The sequence below is a fragment of the Kitasatospora sp. NPDC056138 genome, from assembly GCF_042264695.1.
Lineage (GTDB): Bacteria > Actinomycetota > Actinomycetes > Streptomycetales > Streptomycetaceae > Kitasatospora.
Genome location: NZ_JBHJVK010000062.1, coordinates 1 through 19537, shown reverse-complemented (window position 1 = coordinate 19537; position 19537 = coordinate 1). Strand labels below are relative to the sequence as shown.

18 protein-coding genes and 2 pseudogenes are annotated in these 19537 nt (G+C 73.6%); 9 read left to right on the top strand and 11 right to left on the bottom strand.

Annotation, left to right across the window (positions count from 1 at the left end):
• Window positions 1–224 precede the first annotated feature (224 nt).
• Window positions 225–1046, top strand: a complete 822-nt coding sequence (locus ACFC1R_RS29625; RefSeq protein ID WP_375943768.1) for a class I SAM-dependent methyltransferase — start codon at window positions 225–227, stop codon at window positions 1044–1046.
• Between the two features lie 147 nt (window positions 1047–1193).
• Here the strand turns inward: ACFC1R_RS29625 and ACFC1R_RS29620 are convergent, their stop codons facing one another.
• Window positions 1194–1763: an O-acetyl-ADP-ribose deacetylase gene (locus tag ACFC1R_RS29620; protein ID WP_375943766.1), complete on the bottom strand. Its 570-nt coding sequence runs from the start codon at window positions 1761–1763 to the stop codon at window positions 1194–1196.
• A 281-nt stretch (window positions 1764–2044) separates the two neighbouring features.
• Between ACFC1R_RS29620 and ACFC1R_RS29615 the strand changes: the two genes are divergently transcribed.
• Entirely contained in the window at window positions 2045–3694 is a 1650-nt protein-coding gene (locus ACFC1R_RS29615; RefSeq protein ID WP_375943764.1) for a PP2C family protein-serine/threonine phosphatase, read from the top strand.
• Between the two features lie 136 nt (window positions 3695–3830).
• On the opposite strand, the gene ACFC1R_RS29610 is transcribed toward ACFC1R_RS29615, so the two are convergent.
• From ACFC1R_RS29610 to ACFC1R_RS29600, 3 genes are all read right to left on the bottom strand, one after another.
• Window positions 3831–4160, bottom strand: coding sequence for a DUF2516 family protein (locus ACFC1R_RS29610; RefSeq protein WP_082119946.1), 330 nt, complete (start codon window positions 4158–4160; stop codon window positions 3831–3833).
• Window positions 4161–4323: 163 nt separating this feature from the next.
• The gene (locus ACFC1R_RS29605; protein WP_375943762.1) at window positions 4324–4884 is read right to left on the bottom strand and encodes a hypothetical protein; all 561 of its coding nucleotides are present in this window, start codon (window positions 4882–4884) and stop codon (window positions 4324–4326) included.
• Between the two features lie 104 nt (window positions 4885–4988).
• On the bottom strand, window positions 4989–5402 hold the full coding sequence (locus tag ACFC1R_RS29600) for a helix-turn-helix domain-containing protein (RefSeq protein WP_375943760.1): 414 nt from the start codon (window positions 5400–5402) through the stop codon (window positions 4989–4991).
• Window positions 5403–5636: 234 nt separating this feature from the next.
• Here ACFC1R_RS29600 and ACFC1R_RS29595 point away from each other — a divergent pair, with 234 nt between their 5' ends.
• Window positions 5637–6545, top strand: coding sequence for an aminoglycoside phosphotransferase family protein (locus ACFC1R_RS29595; protein ID WP_375943758.1), 909 nt, complete (start codon window positions 5637–5639; stop codon window positions 6543–6545).
• Window positions 6546–6809: 264 nt separating this feature from the next.
• Window positions 6810–7460 carry a class I SAM-dependent methyltransferase gene (locus ACFC1R_RS29590; RefSeq protein WP_375943756.1) on the top strand — a complete coding sequence of 217 codons (651 nt, stop codon included), beginning with the start codon at window positions 6810–6812 and terminating at the stop codon, window positions 7458–7460.
• Between the two features lie 127 nt (window positions 7461–7587).
• On the opposite strand, the gene ACFC1R_RS29585 is transcribed toward ACFC1R_RS29590, so the two are convergent.
• Entirely contained in the window at window positions 7588–7848 is a 261-nt protein-coding gene (locus ACFC1R_RS29585; protein WP_375943754.1) for a hypothetical protein, read from the bottom strand.
• A 2-nt stretch (window positions 7849–7850) separates the two neighbouring features.
• Window positions 7851–11582 carry an SNF2-related protein gene (locus tag ACFC1R_RS29580; RefSeq protein WP_375943752.1) on the bottom strand — a complete coding sequence of 1244 codons (3732 nt, stop codon included), beginning with the start codon at window positions 11580–11582 and terminating at the stop codon, window positions 7851–7853.
• Window positions 11583–11717: 135 nt separating this feature from the next.
• On the opposite strand from ACFC1R_RS29580, the gene ACFC1R_RS29575 reads away from it, so the two are divergent.
• Both ACFC1R_RS29575 and ACFC1R_RS29570 read left to right on the top strand, forming a co-directional pair.
• Complete coding sequence (locus tag ACFC1R_RS29575) at window positions 11718–12248, top strand: DinB family protein (protein ID WP_375943750.1); 531 nt, start codon at window positions 11718–11720, stop codon at window positions 12246–12248.
• Window positions 12249–12419: 171 nt separating this feature from the next.
• On the top strand, window positions 12420–13031 hold the full coding sequence (locus ACFC1R_RS29570; protein ID WP_375943748.1) for a YceI family protein: 612 nt from the start codon (window positions 12420–12422) through the stop codon (window positions 13029–13031).
• 238 nt (window positions 13032–13269) lie between these two features.
• On the opposite strand, the gene ACFC1R_RS29565 is transcribed toward ACFC1R_RS29570, so the two are convergent.
• Window positions 13270–14235 (bottom strand): LysR family transcriptional regulator, encoded by a 966-nt coding sequence (locus tag ACFC1R_RS29565; RefSeq protein WP_375943746.1) that lies wholly within the window; start codon window positions 14233–14235, stop codon window positions 13270–13272.
• A gap of 249 nt (window positions 14236–14484) precedes the next feature.
• Between ACFC1R_RS29565 and ACFC1R_RS29560 the strand changes: the two genes are divergently transcribed.
• Both ACFC1R_RS29560 and ACFC1R_RS29555 read left to right on the top strand, forming a co-directional pair.
• The gene (locus ACFC1R_RS29560; RefSeq protein ID WP_375943744.1) at window positions 14485–15783 is read left to right on the top strand and encodes an MFS transporter; all 1299 of its coding nucleotides are present in this window, start codon (window positions 14485–14487) and stop codon (window positions 15781–15783) included.
• A 10-nt stretch (window positions 15784–15793) separates the two neighbouring features.
• A complete protein-coding gene (locus ACFC1R_RS29555) occupies window positions 15794–16288 on the top strand; it encodes a macro domain-containing protein (RefSeq protein WP_375943742.1) in 495 nt (164 codons plus the stop codon).
• 131 nt (window positions 16289–16419) lie between these two features.
• Here ACFC1R_RS29555 and ACFC1R_RS29550 read toward each other — a convergent pair whose 3' ends face one another.
• Window positions 16420–16950, bottom strand: a complete 531-nt coding sequence (locus tag ACFC1R_RS29550) for a GNAT family N-acetyltransferase (RefSeq protein ID WP_375943740.1) — start codon at window positions 16948–16950, stop codon at window positions 16420–16422.
• A gap of 262 nt (window positions 16951–17212) precedes the next feature.
• On the opposite strand from ACFC1R_RS29550, the gene ACFC1R_RS29545 reads away from it, so the two are divergent.
• Entirely contained in the window at window positions 17213–18025 is an 813-nt protein-coding gene (locus ACFC1R_RS29545) for a TetR family transcriptional regulator (RefSeq protein ID WP_375943811.1), read from the top strand.
• Window positions 18026–18139: 114 nt separating this feature from the next.
• Here ACFC1R_RS29545 and ACFC1R_RS29540 read toward each other — a convergent pair whose 3' ends face one another.
• From ACFC1R_RS29540 to ACFC1R_RS29530, 3 genes and pseudogenes are all read right to left on the bottom strand, one after another.
• Entirely contained in the window at window positions 18140–18409 is a 270-nt protein-coding gene (locus ACFC1R_RS29540) for a sterol carrier protein domain-containing protein (RefSeq protein ID WP_375943810.1), read from the bottom strand.
• Between the two features lie 143 nt (window positions 18410–18552).
• Window positions 18553–19305, bottom strand: a pseudogene (locus tag ACFC1R_RS29535) (GNAT family N-acetyltransferase); the annotation flags it as partial.
• Window positions 19306–19346: 41 nt separating this feature from the next.
• Window positions 19347–19537: pseudogene (locus ACFC1R_RS29530) on the bottom strand (transposase); the annotation flags it as partial.

Here is a 19537-nt window from a genome sequence, read left to right as displayed (position 1 = left end):
CTCCCCGACTGCCTAGCTGCCTAGGGCCGTGCTGGGACCTGCGGGCCTGACGCCCCGGTGCGCCTGCCGCACCGGACCGCTGTCCTCCTGCCCCCACCGGGACGCCGCCGGACGGCGGTGGCTCGGGCGGGCATTCGTCCAGTGTGACAACCGTCGGGTCGCCGGCCGGTATTCCCGTCTCGCAGGATGAGATGCGACGGTCCCGTCCGCGTAGGCTGCCTGGCATGGCCGCCTCGTTCGAACCCCCTCCCACCCGCGGGCGCTCCGCCCGCCCGGTCGGGACGGTCACCCGGGGCACCACCAACACCAACCGCCTGCGCCGGATGGACCGCTGGATCGCCCACACGCTCGGGCCCGCCCTGCGCTCCGCCGACCGGCCGCCGATCGCCGTGGACCTCGGCTACGGCGCGGCGCCCTGGACCGCCGTCGAGCTCTCCACCCGCCTGCGGTCCGCGCGGTCGGACCTCCGGGTGGTGGGCATCGAGATCGAGCCCGAGCGGGTCACGGCCGCCCTCCCGTACGCCGAGCCCCCGCTGCTGACGTTCCGCCGTGGCGGGTTCGAGGTCCCGCTGGACGGGGCCGCCCCGCTGCTGATCCGGGCGGCGAACGTACTGCGGCAGTACGAGGAGTCGGCGGTCGCGGCGGTCTGGGAACGGCTCTGCGGACGACTGGCCCCCGGCGGCCTGCTGGTGGAGGGGACCTGCGACGAGATCGGCCGGCGGCACGTCTGGGTGGCGCTCGGCCCCGAGGGCCCCCGCACCGTGACCTTCGCGGCCCGGCTCGGCGGTCTCGGCCAGCCGTCCGACCTGGCCGAACGGCTGCCGAAGGCGCTGATCCACCACAACGTCCCCGGCCGTCCGGTGCACGCCTTCCTGACCGACTTCGACCGGGCCTGGGCGGCGGCGGCGCCGTACGGGGCGTTCGGGGCGAGGCAGCGCTGGGTGGCCGCGTGCACCGCGCTGGCGGGGAGCTGGCCGCTGGTGGACGCGCGCGGGCGCTGGCGGCAGGGCGAGGTCACGCTGCCGTGGACCGCACTGGCGCCCTAGCCGGAGCCGGTCCGGCCAGGGTCGGCACACGGATTTTCACTCGAACGAGTTATCGAATACCTCTGGCATGTTGACGCCCCGCGGCGTCACCATAGGGGCGGTTGCACGAACCGGCGGTCATCGGCCGATATGCCGATTGAGGCACCGTCAGTTCCTCTGCCCCAGCTCGCGCTGCACCCGTTCGAAGACTCCGTACGCCTCCGCACCGAACAGCACGAACCGGATCTCGGTCACCCCCGCAGCCTCCGCCTGCCCCTGCGGCCCGGCCGACTCCGCCACCGCTTCCGCCACAGCCGTGAGGGCGATCCGCGCCGCGTCCTCCAACGGCCAGCCGTACACCCCGGTCGAGATCGCCGGGAACGCCACCGTGCGCGCACCCAACTCGACCGCGACCCGCAGCGATTCGCGATAACAGGAGGCCAGCAGACCAGCCCGCTGCTCGTACTCGTCCGGCAGGTGGACGGGCCCCACCGTGTGCACGACCCACCGGGCGGGCAGGTGGCCGGCCGTCGTGGCGACGGCCCGGCCGGTCGGCAGCCCCTTGCCGTAGTGCGAGGCCCGCAGCCTGCGGCAGTCCGCGAGGATCTCCGGTCCGCCCTTGCGGTGGATCGCGCCGTCCACCCCGCCGCCACCGAGGAGAGAGGAGTTGGCAGCGTTCACGATGACGTCCACCTGCTGCTCCGTGATGTCACCCTCGACCAACGTGATCTGCGTCACCGAACCCGACCTCCCGTCACACCGCGTCCACAAGGCGCCCACACTAACCACCCTGGCCGCTGGGAGCGTGGCAATAGCCACATCGACGCCGGTCGGTCAGAGAAATCGCCGGAGATCACGTTATGGTCGCGAGAAGCTTCCCGACACACAGCGCCATGCGGGCACTGAGCACGGTCCCCAGCCGTTGCCCAGTCGGGGAAAGGGAGGATCGACCAATGCCCGCAACGGGAGACGGGCGGGCACCACGTGCCTCGTACCGGCCGGGCAGCACCGGCCAAGTCTTGACCGAACATGCCGTCAGCACCGCGGCCCGCACCGTCGGCAGCGGCACCGACCACCTCGACGGCAGCGGTGAGGCCACCACGGGCCGGTCGGCCAAGCGGACGGGCGGCCGCGCCTCGGTCCACTCGGACGGCCTCGCCGGCGGACGCACCGACACCCGGGCCGACGGCTGCGGCGGCTCGCCCGCCGACCGGCACGACGGGCGGCCCGATGTCGCGGTCAACCCCATACCGCACCCCCGGAGCACCCACAGCGGCCCCGTGACACCCTCCCGCGGTGCGCCGTTCCGGCTGCTCGTCATCGAGAGCGACGTCTCCGACGCGGTCCTGATCGAGCAGTTGGTCGCCGACAGCGGCACCCCGATCGAGATCCACTGGGCCCAGGGGATCGACCAGGCCGCCACCCTGCTCTCCCCCACATTGCCCGGCGCCCGGCGGGGGCGCCCGCGCGGGTCCGACTTCAGCTGCGTCCTGCTCGACCTGGCCGCCCCCGGCGACCTGCCCGCTCCTACCGGGTCGGCGGCCCCCGGCGACCCGACGCCCCCTGGTGGGCCGGCCGCGCTGCCGGACGCTCCGAGCCGGGTGAACGGCGCCGGCGGAACCGACGCTCCGGACGGCCCCGACGGGCTCGACGGGCTGCGCGAGCTCCTGCGCCGGGCCCCGCACACCGCCGTCGTGGTCCTGACCGATGCCGACAGCGCGGAGCTCGGGGCCGCCGCCGTCGCCGCAGGCGCCCAGGACTTCCTCGTCAAGCACCAGACGGACGGTCCGCTGCTGGCCCGCGCCCTGCGCTACGCGGTCGAGCGCAAGCGGGCCGACGAGTCGCAGCGCCGCCTGGTCGAGGCCGAGCTGCGCGGCCAGGAGAACGCCCGCCTGCAGCGCCACCTGCTCCCCACCCCGCTGCTCGACGGCGCCGGGCTCGCCTTCACCCGCCGCTACCGCCCCGGCCGCCGCCGCGCACTCCTCGGCGGCGACTTCTACGACGCCGTGCGCACCTCCGACGGCACCGTCCACGTGGTGATCGGCGACGTCTGCGGCCACGGACCCGACGAGGCCGCCCTCGGCGTCGCCCTGCGGATAGCGTGGCGCACCCTGGTCTTCGCCGGGCTCACCGGCGAGACACTGCTCAGCACCCTCCAGCACGTCCTGGAGCACGAGCGCCGCAGCGACGAGATCTTCGCGACGCTCTGCATGCTGGTGCTCTCCCCCGGAGCGGCCCCGCCCGGCGGCTCCGCACCGGCGGAGCACGCCCGGCTCTACCTGGCCGGGCACCCGGCGCCGCTGCTGCTCCGGCCGGACGGGCCTCCCGTGCTGCTCCCGTCCGAGCAGGCCGGCCCCGCGCTCGGGCTGGTCCCGTGCGACGACGGCCAGGCGGTCTGGCCAGCCCAGGAGCTCGAACTCCAGCCCGGCTGGCGACTGATGCTCTACACCGACGGACTGGTCGAGGGCCGGGTCGGCGCGGGCTCCCGCCGACTGGGCCAGGACGGCCTGGTCGAGCTGATCGGCGACCACCAGTCCACCGGTCTCACCCGGGGCCGGCTGGTCGACAGCGCCATCGCCGAGGTCGAGGAACTCAACGGCGGCGCGCTCACCGACGACGTGGCCGTCCTGTTGCTGGAGCGCAACCCCGTGCCGCTCATCATGGGCTGACCTGGGCGGCCCGGCCCACCTGGGGACGGCAGGGCCCGCCTGGGGACGGCAGGGCCCGCCTGGGGACGGCAGTGGGGCGGCACCCGGTCGGGTACCGCCCCACTGCCGTCCACGGCGCCGCCGCGGATCCGTCACGTCACCAGGGGCCGTACGGTCCCACGTTCCGCCGGTCGCCCTTGCCCCGGCCGTCGGTCAACTGCTTGATGGCGGGCCGGACGTCGACCATGTAGACGATCGCACCCACCAGGCCGGCCAGCGACAGCAGGGCGAACACGCTCGATCCGAGCAACAGGTCGAGCACCAGGGCGAGGCCGAGGATAATCAGCCAGAACTGCTTCGTCTTCTTGTCCGCCGCACGGTAGGCGTCCTCGCGGCGCGTCGCAGCGTCCACGAAGGCGAAGAGCTTGAAGCACACCATCGCGGTGGTCAGCCACCAGAACGGATTCAGATAGTCGAAGAGCAGGATCTGTCCCACTGCGGTCTCCTCACTGCGGCTTCGGCGACACCGGCCTCGGCGCTACCGGGTCGGGCCAGGCCACTTCCATCGTGACACGTCCGACCCTCTGCCCACCCGAGAACGAACCGGTCCGGCCCGATGTGCCCGGCCTCGGTCGTCCGTCGTCCGTCGGTCAGTCGTCCGTCGCGTCCGGAGCGGGCTTCTCGGCGGACTTCCGCGCCCGCGGGGTCTTCCTGGCGCCCTCCGGAGCGTCCTGCGCCTCCGGCGACTCCTCCACGATCTCCGCCTCGACGGGCTCGTCCGCGTCGACCGCGACCACGGCCGGCTCGGTCACTGCCGACCAGCCCCCGACCCCGGTCTGACCCTTGTCCACGACCGCCTTGCCGCGTACGGCCAGCTCGTCGTAGACCTCCTTCGCCTTGACCGCGAGCTCCGCGGCCCGGCCGACCTGCTGCAGGGCGAAGACCTGGGCCTTCTCCTGGAGCGTCTTGAGGTCGGTCGGCAGCGTGGTGACCGTCTCGGTCACCTTCGCCTGCGCCTCGACCAGCCGGGTCTGCGCCTCCTGCAGCCGGACCGCGGCCTTCTCCTGGGTGCCCTTGCGGTCGGCCGCCAGAGCCTCGACCTTGCCCGGCACCTCGCGCAGCTTCTCGTACGCGAGGTCACCGGCGCCCGCCAGGGCGTACAGCGGGGTCGGGTCGCTGAGGGTTTTCTTGATCTCGTCGGTGATCGGCATGACCGGTCCTCCCTTTGCGTCGACAGCCGGCTGCCGGTCTGTCGTGGGTCTCTGCCGGTGGCCGCCCGACCGGGCGGCCACCCGTGTTCAGTCCTTGTCGGCGTTCAGCGCCGGTCGGCGTCCGCCATCCGTGCGGCCGGCCCGGCCGCCGGCCCGCCGTCCGTCGACGGCCCTTCCTTGTTCTCCTTCAGGAAGGCGTCGTAGACCGCGAGCAGCGCCTGCTTCTGCCGCTCGTTGATCAGCGGATCGGCCAGGATCGCGGCCCGCAGTTCGAGCCCCTCACCCTGCCGCTCCTCCAGGATCCCGGCCTGGACGTACAGCGTCTCCGCCGAGATCCGCAGGGCTTTGGCGATCTGCTGCAGGATCTCCGCGCTCGGCTTGCGCAGCCCGCGCTCGATCTGGCTGAGGTACGGGTTGGACACGCCGGCGGCCTCCGCCAACTGCCGCAGTGAGAACTGCGCATTCCGCCGCTGTTCCCGGATGTACTCGCCGAGTGAGCCGACGTTCAGTGAGGCCATACCGGAAGTCTGCCCCGCCGTGCTTGCAAATGCAAGCACGGCGCTAACACGAGCAACCACCGTGCCGCCGGGCGTCTGGGCTGGTCACGGGCGCGGTGTCCGGTCCCAGCCGAGCCGGGACGGACCCACTCGGCCTCACCCGGCCGGGCAGACCCTCGGCGGGTCGCGTTCCGCACGGCCGGCGCACCGGGAAATTCACTGGCGGCGGCGAAGCCCGGGCAGAAGGCTCGCACCGTGGCACTTCACGAGAACGAGATCCGCGTGGACGAGTCGGTCGTCCGGTCGCTGCTGCGGGAGCAGCGACCGGAATGGGCCGGCCTCCCCGTCTCACCGGCTGGCGCCGGCACCGACAACACGATGTACCGGCTCGGCGACCAGTTGCTCGTGCGGCTGCCGCGCACCCCGGACAACGCGGAGGCCGTACGGAAGGAGCAGACGTGGTTGCCCCTGCTGGCGCCGCATCTTCCCTGTCGCATCCCGGAGCCGGTGCACGCCGGCACCCCGAGTTCCGCCTTCCCGCTCGCCTGGTCGGTGTACCGCTGGATCAACGGCGATGAGGCCGGCCCGGGATCGGTCACCGACTGGCCCGCCTTCGGGGCCGACCTGGCGGCGATCGTGCAGAGCCTGCACTCCGTCCCCCTCATGGGAGCCGCTCGTCAGGGCGAGCTCAGCTGGTACCGCGGAGGTGGCCTGCGCGCCTGTGGCCGGTGGGTCAGCGGGTGCTTCGACGCCTGCCGGGCGATCCAGGGCCTCGATCTCGACGTCGCGCACCTGCGCGAGCTGTGGCAGGGTGCGCTCGCCCTGCCCGAGCCGTCCGGCCGCCAGGTCTGGCTCCACGGGGATCTCAAACCCAGCAACCTGCTGGTCCGGCGGGGCAGGCTGCACGCGGTCATCGACTTCGGAGGCCTCTCGGTCGGCTTTCCCGACGCCGAACACTCGCCCCTGTGGGACCTCCCGCCCGAAGCTCGACGGGCGTACCGGGACGCCGCCGGCCTCGACGACGTGACGTGGCTGCGTGCCCGGGCGTGGGCCATCGCCGTCGGGGTCAGCGGGGTGTCGTACTACTGGGGCACGTATCCAGCCTTCGTCAGTGAATGCCTGTCGCGTCTGCGCGCGATCCTGGAGGCCGCCGACGAGCGGTGAACCGCTCTGCCCGGCATGCGCGAACGCGCCGCACAGCCAGCACGGAAAGAGGCAGGCACGACGAGAGGCGGGCACGACGAGAGGCGGGCACCGCGGGCACGACGAGAGGCGGGCACGACGAGAGGCGGGCACCGCGGGCACGACGAGAGGCGGGCACGACGAGAGGCGGGCACAGCGGGCACGACGAGAGGCGGGCACAGCGGGAGTGGGGACAGCGGGCACGGCGGGGTCAGCGGAGGCGGGCACGGACTACCGTGCTCGACCATGACCGAACCTTCCTACCTGCACTCCACTCAGACGGCCTACGACAGCGTCGCCGTCGTCTACGCCGAGCGCTTCGGCTCCGAACTCGAGCGCCAGCCGCTGGATCGCGCGATGCTCACCTCGTTCGCCGAACTCGTGCTGGCCGCCGGCGGCGGGCCGGTGGCCGATCTCGGCTGCGGGCCCGGCCGCGCAACGGCGCACCTGTGCTCACTCGGGCTGGACGCCTTCGGCATCGACCTGTCGTCGGCGATGGTCGCACTGGCCCGCCAGGCGCACCCGGGGCTGCGGTTCGACGAGGGTTCGATGAACGCCCTGGACCTGGCGGACGAGGCTCTCGGCGGCGTTCTCGCCCGGTACTCCATCATCCACACGCCGCCGGAGCACCTGCCGGCGGTGTTCGCGGAGTTCCACCGGGTGCTGGCTCCGGGCGGCCACCTGCTGCTCGCGTTCCAGGTCAGCGACGAACCGCTGATTCCCGTCCAGGCGTTCGACCACAAGGTCTCGCTCGCCTACCGCTGGTCGCCCGACCGGATCGTCGGGCTGCTGCTCGACGCCGGACTGGTCGAGGTTGCCCGGCTGTTGCGCGAGCCCGCCGAGACCGAACGGTTCGGGCAGGCGTACGTCCTGGTGCGCAAGCCGGTCCAGCCGTAGCCGCAGCCGCCGACGGGCGGGCCTGTCCCTGCTGCCGGCGCCAGGGGCCCGCCCCTGGCGCCGGGATCGGCGCGGGCATGCTGTCGGTCCTGGCGGCGCGGGACGGCCGGCCCGCCGCGCGAGGCCGTCAGTCGGCGGGCTCGGTCAGCTGCCGGTAGGTGGGCGCCAGCAGGGTCGCGAGGTCGCGTCCGGCGATCCGGATGCCCGAGGGGCCGAGGGCGGCAATGGCCGGGGCGGGGCCGGGGTCGGGGGACGAGCCCGGGGTCGGGCCGGGAGCCGGGCCGGGATCCGGCGCGGGGGAGGCGGGTGCCGCCGGGGTGGCGTGAAGGGTGAAGTCACCCTCCCAGAAGGTGTCCAGGAGCTCGGACAGCGGCTGCGTGTCGGTCATCGTCAGATCACTCCTCCAGTGGTCTCGCCGACCGGATCGGACGCACCGACCGGTTCGGACGCAACGACCGCATCGGCCTCGCCGACCGCATCGGCGGAGAGGGAGATCAGCTCGCGCAGCGTGGTCGCGGAGAGCTCGCCGAGCCACTGCTCTCCCTCGCCGACCACGGCTTCGGCCAGCGCACGCTTGGACTCGATCAGTTCGGCGATCCGCTCCTCCACGGTGCCGACGCAGACCAGGCGCCGCACCTGGACGTCCCTGCGCTGGCCGATCCGGAAGGCGCGGTCGGTCGCCTGGTCCTCCACCGCCGGGTTCCACCAACGGTCCAGGTGGACGACGTGGTTGGCGTTGGTCAGGTTGAGCCCGGTGCCACCGGCCTTGAGCGACAGCAGGAACACCCTGGGGCCGTCCGGCGACTGGAAGCGGGCGACCATCTCCTCGCGCCGCCGCTTCGGCACGCCCCCGTGCAGATAGAGCACCTCCTCGCCGAGGCGGGCGGCCAGGTGGGGCTGGAGCATCCGGCCGAACTCCGCGTACTGGGTGAAGACCAGCACCCGGCCACCCTCCGCGAGGGCCTCCGCCAGGATCCCCTCCAGGCGCGCCACCTTGCCCGAACGGTCGCCCAACACCGAACGGTCGTGCAGCAGTTGGGCCGGATGGTTGCACACCTGCTTGAGCCTGCCGATCGCCGAGAGCACGGCCCCCTGGCGTTCGACCCCGCGCACGCCGCCGAGGCGCTGCAACAGGTCGGCCACCACCGCCCGGTACAGGCCGGCCTGCTCGGCGGTGAGGTTGCACCAGACGGTGATCTCCTGCTTGGCGGGGAGCTCGGCCGCGACCGCCGGGTCCGACTTGGACCGGCGGAGCATGAAAGGTCCGGCCAGCCTGCGGAGTTGGTCGGTCATGGCCGAGTTCGCATTGAGCTCGACGGGAACGGCGTAGCGCTCCTTGAAGGACTCCGCCGACCCGAACAACCCCGGGTTCGCGAAGTCGAGCACAGCATGCAGCTCGGCGAGCCGGTTCTCCACGGGCGTCCCGGTGAGGGCGATCCGGTGCTCGGCCTTCAGCGAACGGACCGCCCGCGACTGGGCGGTGGCCGCGTTCTTGATGAACTGCGCCTCGTCCACGACGACCCGGCGCCAGGCGATCCGGCCCAGCTCGTCGGCGTCCCGCTGGGCCAGCCCGTAGGTGGTGATGACCAGGTCGGCACCGTCCGCGACCGCCCGGGTGACCGAACCCTCCGCCCGGCCGGTGCCGTGGTGGACGTGGACGCGCAGCATCGGGGCGAACCGCTCCGCCTCCCGCTGCCAGTTGCCGACCAGGGACATCGGGCAGACCAGGAGGTTCGCCGTGGCGGGCCCCGGGGCCCGCTCAGCCGGCCCGGCCCGCCAGGCCCGGTCACCCTGCCCAGCCCGGTCGGACCGGTCGGACCGCCCGGAGCACTCGGACCGCTCGGCCTTCTCCACGGCGAGCAGGGCGAGCGTCTGCACGGTCTTGCCGAGCCCCATGTCGTCGGCCAGGACGGCCCCGAGGCCGAGGCGGGCGAGGCTGTGCAGCCAGGCCAGACCCCGCTCCTGGTACGGGCGCAGCGTCGCCCCGAAGCCTTCCGGGAGCGCGGGCGGCGACGCGCGTTCCGCGCCGCGTCCGGGCCCAGGCGCCTCGGCCTCACCGGCCGGGTCGCCTGCACTGCCCGCACCTCCTGCGAGCAGGTCACCCAGCGGGCCGACCGCCTCGACCCGGGCGACCGGCAGCCCGGCGACCCGCACGGTCGGGTCGAGTGCCAGCCGCAGCACCTCCGTTGTGGACATCACGCCGGCGCCCCGGTGGGCCAGGAAGGCGAGCGCGGCCTCGATCTGCTTCGCATCCACCTCGATCCAGCGACCGCGCAACCGGACCAGGCCCTGCTGGGCCGCCCCGAGCTCGGCCAACTCCTTTTCGGTGAGGTCGAGTTCGCCGATCGCCGCGGACCAGCGGAAGTCCATGACCGCATCACGGTCGATCCGGCCGGCCCGCTCCAGCGCGCCGGCGACCGGTGTGCGAGCCGCCTTGAGAACCAGGCCGAGGCGCGGGCGGCGCTGCCACCAGGCGGGGAGCAGCACGCCGAAGCCGGCGTCGGCCAGTACGGGCGCGGCCTCGCGGAGGAAGTCGAGGGCTTCAACCCGGTCGAGCGTGAGTCCGGTGGGACGCGAGGTACGGAGTGCCCGGCGGAGTTCCGGGCGGCGGAGCACAGCCCGGTCGAGTTCTGCGGCGTAACTGCCGACCGGGTCGTCGCTCTGCCGGGAGAGCGCGGCCCATGCCGGTCCACCGGACCAGAGGTCCTCGGCGGTGACGAGGAGGGACGGCTGGTCGACGGACTGGAGCAGGAAGTCGATACGCCAGTCGTCGTCACCGGCGGGCCGGCCGGCGACAGCTGCCAGGGCTGCCGCGTCCGGCGCGTCCGGCAGACCGGCGTCGTGGCCGAGTGGCTCGGAGAGCCGGAAGCAGAGGCGCAGCGCCTGATCGGGAGCGGGCGCCCCCGCGTACCAGGCGGCCAGCCGGGCCGTGAGGTCTGCGGCGGCTCGCTTCGCCGAATCAGCACCCACGCCTGCACCCGTGCCCGCGCCCGTGTCCGGCCCCGGGTCCGCGCCCGCGCCGCTCCGGCCGGAGGAAGAACCGGAGGCGGAGCCGGGGGCAGAAGGCCGGGCGGAACCGGGGCCCGGGAGACTCCCCTGCGATCCGGCGGCCGGCAGCGCCTGGGGCATCACGGGTGCGAGGAGCCCGTCGGCGGCGTGGAGCGCCGCCAGCCAGGCTTCCGCGACGGTGGCGGGAGCCCGGCGCAGCGGGGGCGGTGCACCTTCGAGGGCCACCCGGGTCTCCCGGTCGACCAGGACGTCCAGCAGTTCGGCCAGCAGCTCGGTGCCGGTCCGGGCCCGGGCACCGGGGCTGCGCTCGGCACGGCAGACCGGCGGGCATCCGGCGGCAAGCGCCTCGGCCTCACGCCGAGCCGCCGCGTCGAGGGCGGGCTGCCAGTGCGCGTGGAGCCCGCCGCCCGTCTCCCGGAGTACGGGCAGTACGCGTCCTCGGCCGACCAGCCGCCAGGCGAGGTCGTGGACCGCGGTGAGCCAGCGCAGTGAGGCCCCGTACGCGACCTCGACCGGGCCGGTGCCGGGGAGCTCGGCGACGGCCACCGAGCAGTACGGGTCGAAGAGCTCGCCGAGCAGCTGGGCCGCCTCGGGAGCCTCGAAGAGCAGCACCGGGACCCGCCAGGGGGAGAGCGTGACGCCGTGCTCGACGGCGCCGACCGGCAGCTGCGGGGAGGGGGTGGGCGTGGCGCTGAATCCGGGCAGCAGCAGGGTCGCCCACCGTTCGCGGGCCTGCTCGGCGAGCCATCCGAGCCCGGGGCCGATGGCACCGAGCAGGCGCGCGAGCTCGTCGGCGGGGCACGCGTAGGGGTGCGCGGCCGCGCGTACCCCCTTGGGCGCCCGGCGCCCGGGGTCGGCAGGGCGCGCGGGACCTGCGGCACGATCGGAGCTCGACCGGGCACGGCCCGCCGGTCGCGCGTCGGGGGCTTCCGGGGCGCCCGCCCCCGCGCTCACCTCCGCTCCCCGTCCCGGCCGACCGAACAGCCCGGCCGACAGCGCGGACGAACCGCCGACCGGGTGAACCTCGCGGGACGGCACGCCGAACGCCCGCGCGTCCTCGGCCCACAGGGCCAGTCGGCCGTCTGCCTGCCAGAGCGCGTGCAGGGCGTACATCGGCCTGGCCTCCCGGGGTGCGAACGCGGACTCGATCGACCCTATCCGGAGGCCCATAGCGGACCGGAACTGTCCTGATTGCTCGCTACCGTCGGTCCTACCGAGGCGGAAAGCCCACGACGAGAGGGAGTCGACATGCCCATCCTGGTGCGCGCGGAGAACAGCGAGCGCGACAGTCTGCTGGCCTTCCTGGAAGCCCAGCGCGGCGCGGTCCGCCGGGCGGCGTTCGGCCTGACCGAGGAGCAGGGGGTGGCCACGCCCAGCGTCAGCGCGCTGTCCGTGGCCGGACTGGTCAAGCACGTGGCGCGGTGCGAACGCTTCTGGATCGTCGGCGTCCTGATGGACGACGAGCGCGGGAAGCTGCAGCCGGAGCAGTGGGCCGACGAGCACCGGCTGCTGGAGGGCGAGACGCTCGCGGGCTGGCTCAAGGAGTACGAGGCGGTGGCCGCCGAGACCGAGGAGATCGTCCGGGGCCTGCCCAGCCTGGAGGTGGACGCGCCGCTGCCGCCCGCGCCGTGGTTCCCGCCGAACAGCCGGCGCACGGCGCGCTGGATCCTGACCCACCTGATCGAGGAGGTGGCGCGGCACGCGGGGCACGCGGACATCGTCCGGGAGAGCATCGACGGCCGCACCGCCTTCGAACTGGTGGATGCCACCCGGGGCTGACCGGCCGCCGAACACCGGGGTGCACCCCTGGTGCACCCCGGCGGGCAGGGCCGTTCGGGGGATTCCTCCGGGAATCCCCCACCGCATGGTTGAACATTGAACGAAAGCGGGCTACGCTGGAGCCAACAAGTTGAAGCCTAAACAAATGGCTTCGGAGCACCAGGAGGAGCCATGAACATCTTCAGCCGCAACAAGAACGCCGCCACCGCGGTCGCCACCGTCGCAGCACCCGCAGGCTCGGACCTGTCCCACCTGACCGGCGACTACGGCATCGACCCGGCACACAGCCAGGTCGGCTTCGCCGTCCGCCACGCCATGGTCACCAACGTGCGCGGCGAGTTCACCGAGTACGAGGGCAAGCTGCACCTGGACGGCAGCAACCCGGCCGACTCCTCCGCCGAACTGGTGATCAAGGTCGCCAGCATCGACACCAACCAGGCCCAGCGCGACGAGCACCTGCGCACCGGCGACTTCTTCGCCGCCGACACCTACCCGGAGATCACCTTCCGGAGCACCTCCGCCGAACGGCTGCGCGGCGACTCCTACCGGATGACCGGCGACCTCACCGTCAAGGACACCACCCGCCAGGTCGTCCTCGACCTCGAATTCACCGGCCACGCGACCGACGTCTACGGCGCCGAGCGGGTCGGCTTCGAGGGCTCGGCCACCATCGACCGCACCCAGTGGGGCCTCACCTACAACGCGGCACTGGAGACCGGCGGCGTGCTGATCGGCGAGAAGGTGAAGCTGTCCTTCGACATCTCCGCGGTCAAGGCGGCCTGAACCGGCCACCCGAACCACCGTGCGCCCCGGACACATCGAGCATCGCGAGCTGCCCCCGCCGATCCCCTGACGGCGGGGGCGCTCGCGTTTCCGCACCGCTGCCCCCGATCACGGCCGACCCCCGCCGAGCCAGGACAACCCGTCCCGGCCGCAGCGGACCCGCGCCGACCCGGGACAACCCGTTCCGAGCACAGCCGACCCGAACCGACCACCTGGCCCGACCGGCCCGGTCCGGACGTCAGCCGGCCAGCAGCGCGGCGTCCTCACGCGGCAGCCAACTGCCCGGCGGCCGCCGCAGCCAGCCCTCGCGCGCACCGAACTCCGCCGCCGCGGTGCGCAGTGCGCCCAGTCCCGGGTGGCGCAGTTCCGGGCGGTGGACCAGGCCGACCAGGCTCAGCGGAACCGGTTCGACCAGCGGACGGGTGACCGCGCCGGGAATCACGGGCCCGCCGACCGTGGTGAGCACCGCCTCGCCGTGCCGGGTCAGATAATGGGCCATCTCGTCCGCGCCGACCGGCGGGGTGTACGGCGGGGCGGCCACCAGGCCGTGCTCGGCGGCGAGTCGGCGCCCGAGGTCGGTCCACTCGGTGGTCGCCGGGTTGCCCGCGCAGATGTCGACCGGGTGGCCGGCCAGCGCGGCCAGCGGGATCCCCTCCTGCCCGGCGAGCGGGTGCGCCACCGGCAGCAGCACCGCCATCCGCTCCAACCGCACCGGCGTGTGGGCGAGTTGGCTGCGGACCGGCACCGCCAGACCGGCGTAGCGGCCGAACGAGACATCCAGCCGGTGCGCCAGCAACTCCCCCGCGGCGGCGGCGAGCCCTCCGCAGTAGCGGGCGAGGAGTTCACAGGCGGGCAGTGCCGTGCGGGCGGCGGCGAGCAGCCGGTCCGCGGTCAGGTCCTCGCCGGTGACCGCGCTGTTGAGATCGACCAGCAGGGCCCGCTCGTCGGCGCCGGCCACGATCTCGTCGTGCAGTGCCAGCAGTCGGCGCACCTTCGGCAGCAACTGCTCTCCGGCCGGGGTGAGTTGGACGGTCCGGGTGGTGCGGCTGAACAGCGCGCCACCGAGCGCCCGTTCCAGCGCCCGGATGTCCCGGCTGAGGGCCTGCTGCGCGATGTGCAGCCGCTGGGCCGCGCGGCCGAAGTGCAGCGTCTCGGCGGTGGCCAGGAAGCCGCGCAGCAGGCGCGGATGCAGGTCGACGGGCATGTCGGCAGGTTAGCAACGCGGTTCCCGCCCCGCCCCGGGAGAGCTCAGCCCCACCTGCGCCGCGATCCGCCACCCGCCTCGGGCGGCCGACAGCGGCGATTGACAGCGGAGTTCGACGGCGGCGATCGACAACGGCGATTGACAACGCGGACGCGTCAATCCGGCAGAACAGGTGTTGGACCGGCCGCACCCGGCGGCGCAAGGCTTACCGGCGGACCGACCACCACCCACCACCGCCCCGGGAGACCCGTGCTCGCCTCGTACCGCCGCATCTTCGCCCCGCCGGGGACGGTCGCCTTCACCCTGGCCGGACTGTGCGGACGGCTCTCGTCCTCGATGACGGGCGTCGGGACCCTGGTGATGATCGCCACCCGCCGGGACTCCTACGCGCTCGCGGGAGCGGTATCGGCGGCCGGTGTGGCGGCCGTCGCACTCGGGATGCCGCTGCTGGGACGGCTGGTCGACCGGTACGGGCAGCGGAAGGTGGCGGTGCGCAGCGTACTGGTCGCCGCCGGTCCGTTCGCCGGCCTGCTGCTCTGCGTGCACTACGGCGCGCCCACCTGGACGTACTTCGTATGCTGGCCCGCCGCTTCGGTGCAGCCGAACCTGGGCGGCATGGTGCGGGCCCGCTGGGCCCACCTCCACCGGGACGACCCGGCCGCCCGCCATCTCGCCAACTCCTTCGAACAGGTCCTGGACGAACTCTGCTTCATGACCGGGCCGGTGCTGTCGATGCTGCTCTGCACCACGCTCTTCCCGGAGGCCGGACTGCTGGTCGCCGGGCTGCTGTCGGGCACGGGCGTGCTGCTGTTCGCCGCGCAGCGCCGCACCGAGCCGCCGGTGCGGCCGGTGGCTCGAGGCGGGGGCGGCGCCTGGCGGGCGGCCGGGCTGCGGGCGGTGGTACCGGTCTTCCTCGCGACCGGCCTGGTGTTCGGGTCGATGGAGGTCACCACCATCGCGTACACCGACGCCCTCGGACAGCGGGCCTCGGGGGGCGGCATGCTGGCGCTGCTCGCGGCCGGCTCCTGCGCGTCCGGGCTGGCGTTCGGCCTGGTCCGGTTCCGGCGCCCGGCGGCCACCCGGCTGCTCGCGGGGACGGCCGCGATGGCCGGACTGCTGCTCCTGCCGCTGACCGTTGCGTCCGCGGGGGCGGGGACGGCCGTACTGGCGGTCGCGCTGTTCGTGGCCGGTTCGGGAACCGCCCCCACCATGGTGGCGGGCATGACGGTGGTCCAGGAGGCGGTGCCGGAGGGACAGTTGAACGAAGGGATGGCGCTCGCGGTGTCCGGCATCGTGGTCGGGATCTCCGCCGGTTCCGCACTCGGCGGCACGATCGCCCAGCACACCGCCCCCGGCACCGGCTACCTCGTCCCGGCGTCCGCTGCGGTGCTGGCCCTGCTGCTCACTGCCGTGGGCCACCGCCGGCTGCAACGACCCACGACGGCACCGGTGGAACCGACGGCAGCAGCACCAGCGACGTCAGCACCGGCGGCACCGACCGAGGCCCCCGCACGAAATCCAGCGGCGACTGTCGGTGCCGATCGCTAGCGTTGCGGCCATGGGGGAAGGGACGAGCAGCGGGATCAGGTACCTCCGGGGGGACGCGACCGCCCCGCAGGGTAAGGGCGTCAAGGTGATCGCGCACGTCTACAACGACCTGGGCGGCTGGGGCAAGGGCTTCGTGGTGGCGCTCTCCCGCCGCTGGCCCGAGCCGGAGGCGGCGTACCGGCGCTGGCACCGTGAGCGTCCGGGCAACGACTTCGGCCTCGGCGCAGCCCAGTTGGTGCAGGTCGAGAGGTACGTGTGGGTGGCCAACCTGATCGGCCAGCGGGGCATCAGGACCGGACGGTCGACGGGCGTCCCGGTCCGGTACGAGGCGATCGACTCGGCGCTGGCCCGGCTCGGCGAGCACGCGCTGCGACTCGGCGCGTCCGTGCACATGCCCCGGATCGGCTGCGGCCTGGCGGGCGGCCGCTGGGAGTTGATCGAGCCGCTGGTCAGGGCCCGGCTGACGGATCGCGGGGTTCCGGTGACGGTGTACGACCACGACTGACCGGGGGTGTGCAGGGGCCACCGGCCTTCGCCGGGGCGCCGCCTGCGGCCCTTGCTCGCCGGCCCGACGGCAACCGCCCGAGTACGGCCGGCCGTCGGGCACCCCGGCCCGCCGACCCGCCGGATGCCCGCTCAGGCCGACGCGCCGCGGGTGCCCGGCGCCCAGGTGTACTCGTACTCGGGCAGCAGGTGCCCGCCCGGGAACCAACCCTCGCGCTCGTCGGTCCGAACGCCGCCCGCGCGCTCGTAGAAGGCGACCGCACGGGTGTTGCCGGACAGCACCTCCAGATAGAGCGGGGCGTGCGGGGTGCGCACCAACGCCTCGTCCAGCAACGCGCGCCCGATACCGCCGCCGGTGAGTCCGGGACGGACGTGCAGGCTGTCCACCAGCACCCGGCCGTCGGGCTGCGGGACCAGGTAGGCGAAGCCGACCGTCTCCCCGTCCAGCTCGGCGACCAGGAGCAGCGGGGTGTTCCCGGGCGTGCCGTAGTCGGCGGTCAGCCGGATCGCCCAGATGTCGCGGCGTTCCTCGGCCAGCCCGTCGCCCAGCGCCCCCGGCGGGACGATTCCCGCGTACGCGGTACGCCAGCTCTCGGAGTGCAGCGCGGCGACGGCTTCGGTGTCGGCGGCGCCCCCGACGCGGATGACGGTCTGTCTGTTCATGTGACGAGCCTCCCACGTCACCGACTTGAACACGTTCAGGGACTGCCCCTAGAGTCATGCCCGGGTGGTTTTGAACGCGTTCGAAACCACCCGGGGTCACCGACTGGACACCGGAGACCCCGGGGGGAACGAGGGGGACGGGGGGAAGGGGATCATCGGGCTGCGTCGCACCGGATGCACCGGGGACATCCGGTACGACGCAGCCCGATAGCGACGACCGCGCCGCCGCCGTGTCCCGCTAGGCTCAGGAACCGTGGACGACGTGGCAACGACGAACGGCGGCAGTGGCCCGACCAGCGCGGACAGCCCTGCGGGCGCAGCCGCCCCGGACGGCAGGCCGCCCGTCTCCGGCCCCGCTCCCGAGGTACGCGGCGGGCGCGCCCAGCCCAAGACCGACAAGAGCGAGCAGACCCGTGCGCTGATTCTCGAGACCGCGATGCGGTTGTTCCAGGAACGCGGCTACGAGAAGACCACCATGCGCGCCATCGCCGCCGAGGCGGGCGTCTCGGTCGGGAATGCCTACTACTACTTCGAGAAGAAGGAATTCCTGATCCAGGGGTTCTACGACCGGATGACGTACGAGCACGCCGCCGACGCCCGTGTCCGCATGGCCGGCACCAGCGATTTCGCCGAACGGCTGGAGATCGCCCTCACCTCGTGGCTCGACTGCGCGACCGACTACCACGAATTCGCGGCCCAGTTCTTCCGCACGGCGGCCGACCCGACCAGTTCGCTGAGCCCGTTCTCCAACGAGTCGCACCCGGCCCGCACGACGGCGGTGGCCCTGTTCAGCGAGGTACTGGCCGGCTCGGAGCTCGCGCCGAAGCTGGACTCCGAACTCGCCGAGCTGTTGCCCGACCTGCTCTGGCTGCACCTGATGGTCGTCGTCCTCTACTGGGTGTTCGACCGGACGCCGGACACCGAGCGCACCCGCGAGTTCGTCCGCCGCTCGACCCCGATGGCGGCACGCATCATCAACCTCTCGCGCTACCGGGTGTTCCGCCCGATAGTCCGGGACGCCAAGGGGCTGATCCAGGACTTCATCCTGCCGACGATCGGGCGCACCGCCAGGTAACGGAAGACCCGCCGCCCGGTGGGGCCCCGTCCACCCGGCTTGGGTTCTGGTGGACGGGGCTCCACCGGTCATCGGACGCCGGCCGGTCGGCAGACGGCCGGAATCGGGAAGCGGTCAGAAGAGGTCCGGGTTCCACGGCGCGAACGGCGTGCGCAGCAGCAGGTCGGCAGCGGCGATCCCACCCGGGCGCAGCTCGGTGACCAGTGCGGCGGCGGCCAGCCGGGGCACCGTCTCGCCGCCGAGGTAGAGCGAGGCGAGGGCGCCCGCGCCGAGGGCCAGGTCCGGCTCGTCCTCGGTGGGCGTGCAGCGTCCGACGCCGTCGGCACCGGCCTCCAGGGCCCACCGCCCCTCGGCGTACCGCTCCGGGTCAGTGACCTGGAGCACCACCCGGCCGGGCGCGGCGTAGCTGCGGGCGGCGAAGGCGGCGGGCACGTCGAGGAGGCGGAGCCAGGTGAAGTCGGCGTTCTCCGGGTGCGGGTGGCGGCGCGCGGGTCGGTGAGCAGCAGCGGCAGCGGGTCGTCCGGGGCGAGGTTCTTCACCGTGACCCTGCGCACCCAGTCCACCGACAGGAGGAACCGCCACAGGGCGACGGCGGTGCCCCGGTCGAGGGCGAGGAAGTCCCCGACCGTGAGGGTGCAGTTGGGGTAGCTGCCCTCCCAGGCGCCGTCCACGGTGTAGACGGCCAGGCCGGTGACGGTGCCCTCGGCGTCCCGGTGCACGGCGGCGAACGGCTCCTTCCACTCGTCCCCCGGAACCTGGATCTCACCGGTGGCGCGCCCCCAACCGGTGGGCGTCCGCCCGATCGCGCCCGGCTGGGCCGGCCGCCAGCGCTCGTGCAGCTCGGGGCCGATCCTGCGGAGCTCCTCCATGGTCACGAAGTCGATCCGGCCGCCGGGCGAGTCGGGCAGTTCCGCACGCAGCCCGCCGGCCCGCGCCAGGTCGATCTGCCAGCCGTGTGCCCGGGTCGCCGGGCCGAAGCCGTACCGGCCGTAGATGTTGTACTCGCTGGCGATCAGGATCGCGGCGACCGAGCCGCGTTCACGGGCGGCGGCGAGGTCCCGGCGCATCATGCCGCTCAGCAGGCCGCGCCGGCGGTGGGTGGCGCCGACCGTCACCGCGGTGATGGCGTCGACCTCGATCACGGCGCCGCCGGGAATCGTCAGGCCGGTGTCGAAGCTGCGGAACGTCCCGACGCAGCGCCCCCCGTCGGAGCCGTCGAACGCGCCCTGCCAGCGCTCCGGTTCGAACAGCCGCCGGCGGAACTCGCTGCAGTCCCCCACGTGCGGCCGGAGGAATCCCCCTCTGAGCTTGGCGTTTATGGTCACCGGGTTTGGTGTTCCTTGATTGACTCGGCGCGTTTGACGGTCTTGCCGACGCCGTGGCGCTTGGCCCGGTGCTTATTCTTCGAGCCGGGAGACCGTCCCGGGCCCGGCCGGGAGGGTTTCGGCGCGGCCGCCGGGCAGGCCGCCATCGCGCGGATGTTGCGAAACCCGCGCCGCACCCGGGCGGGGG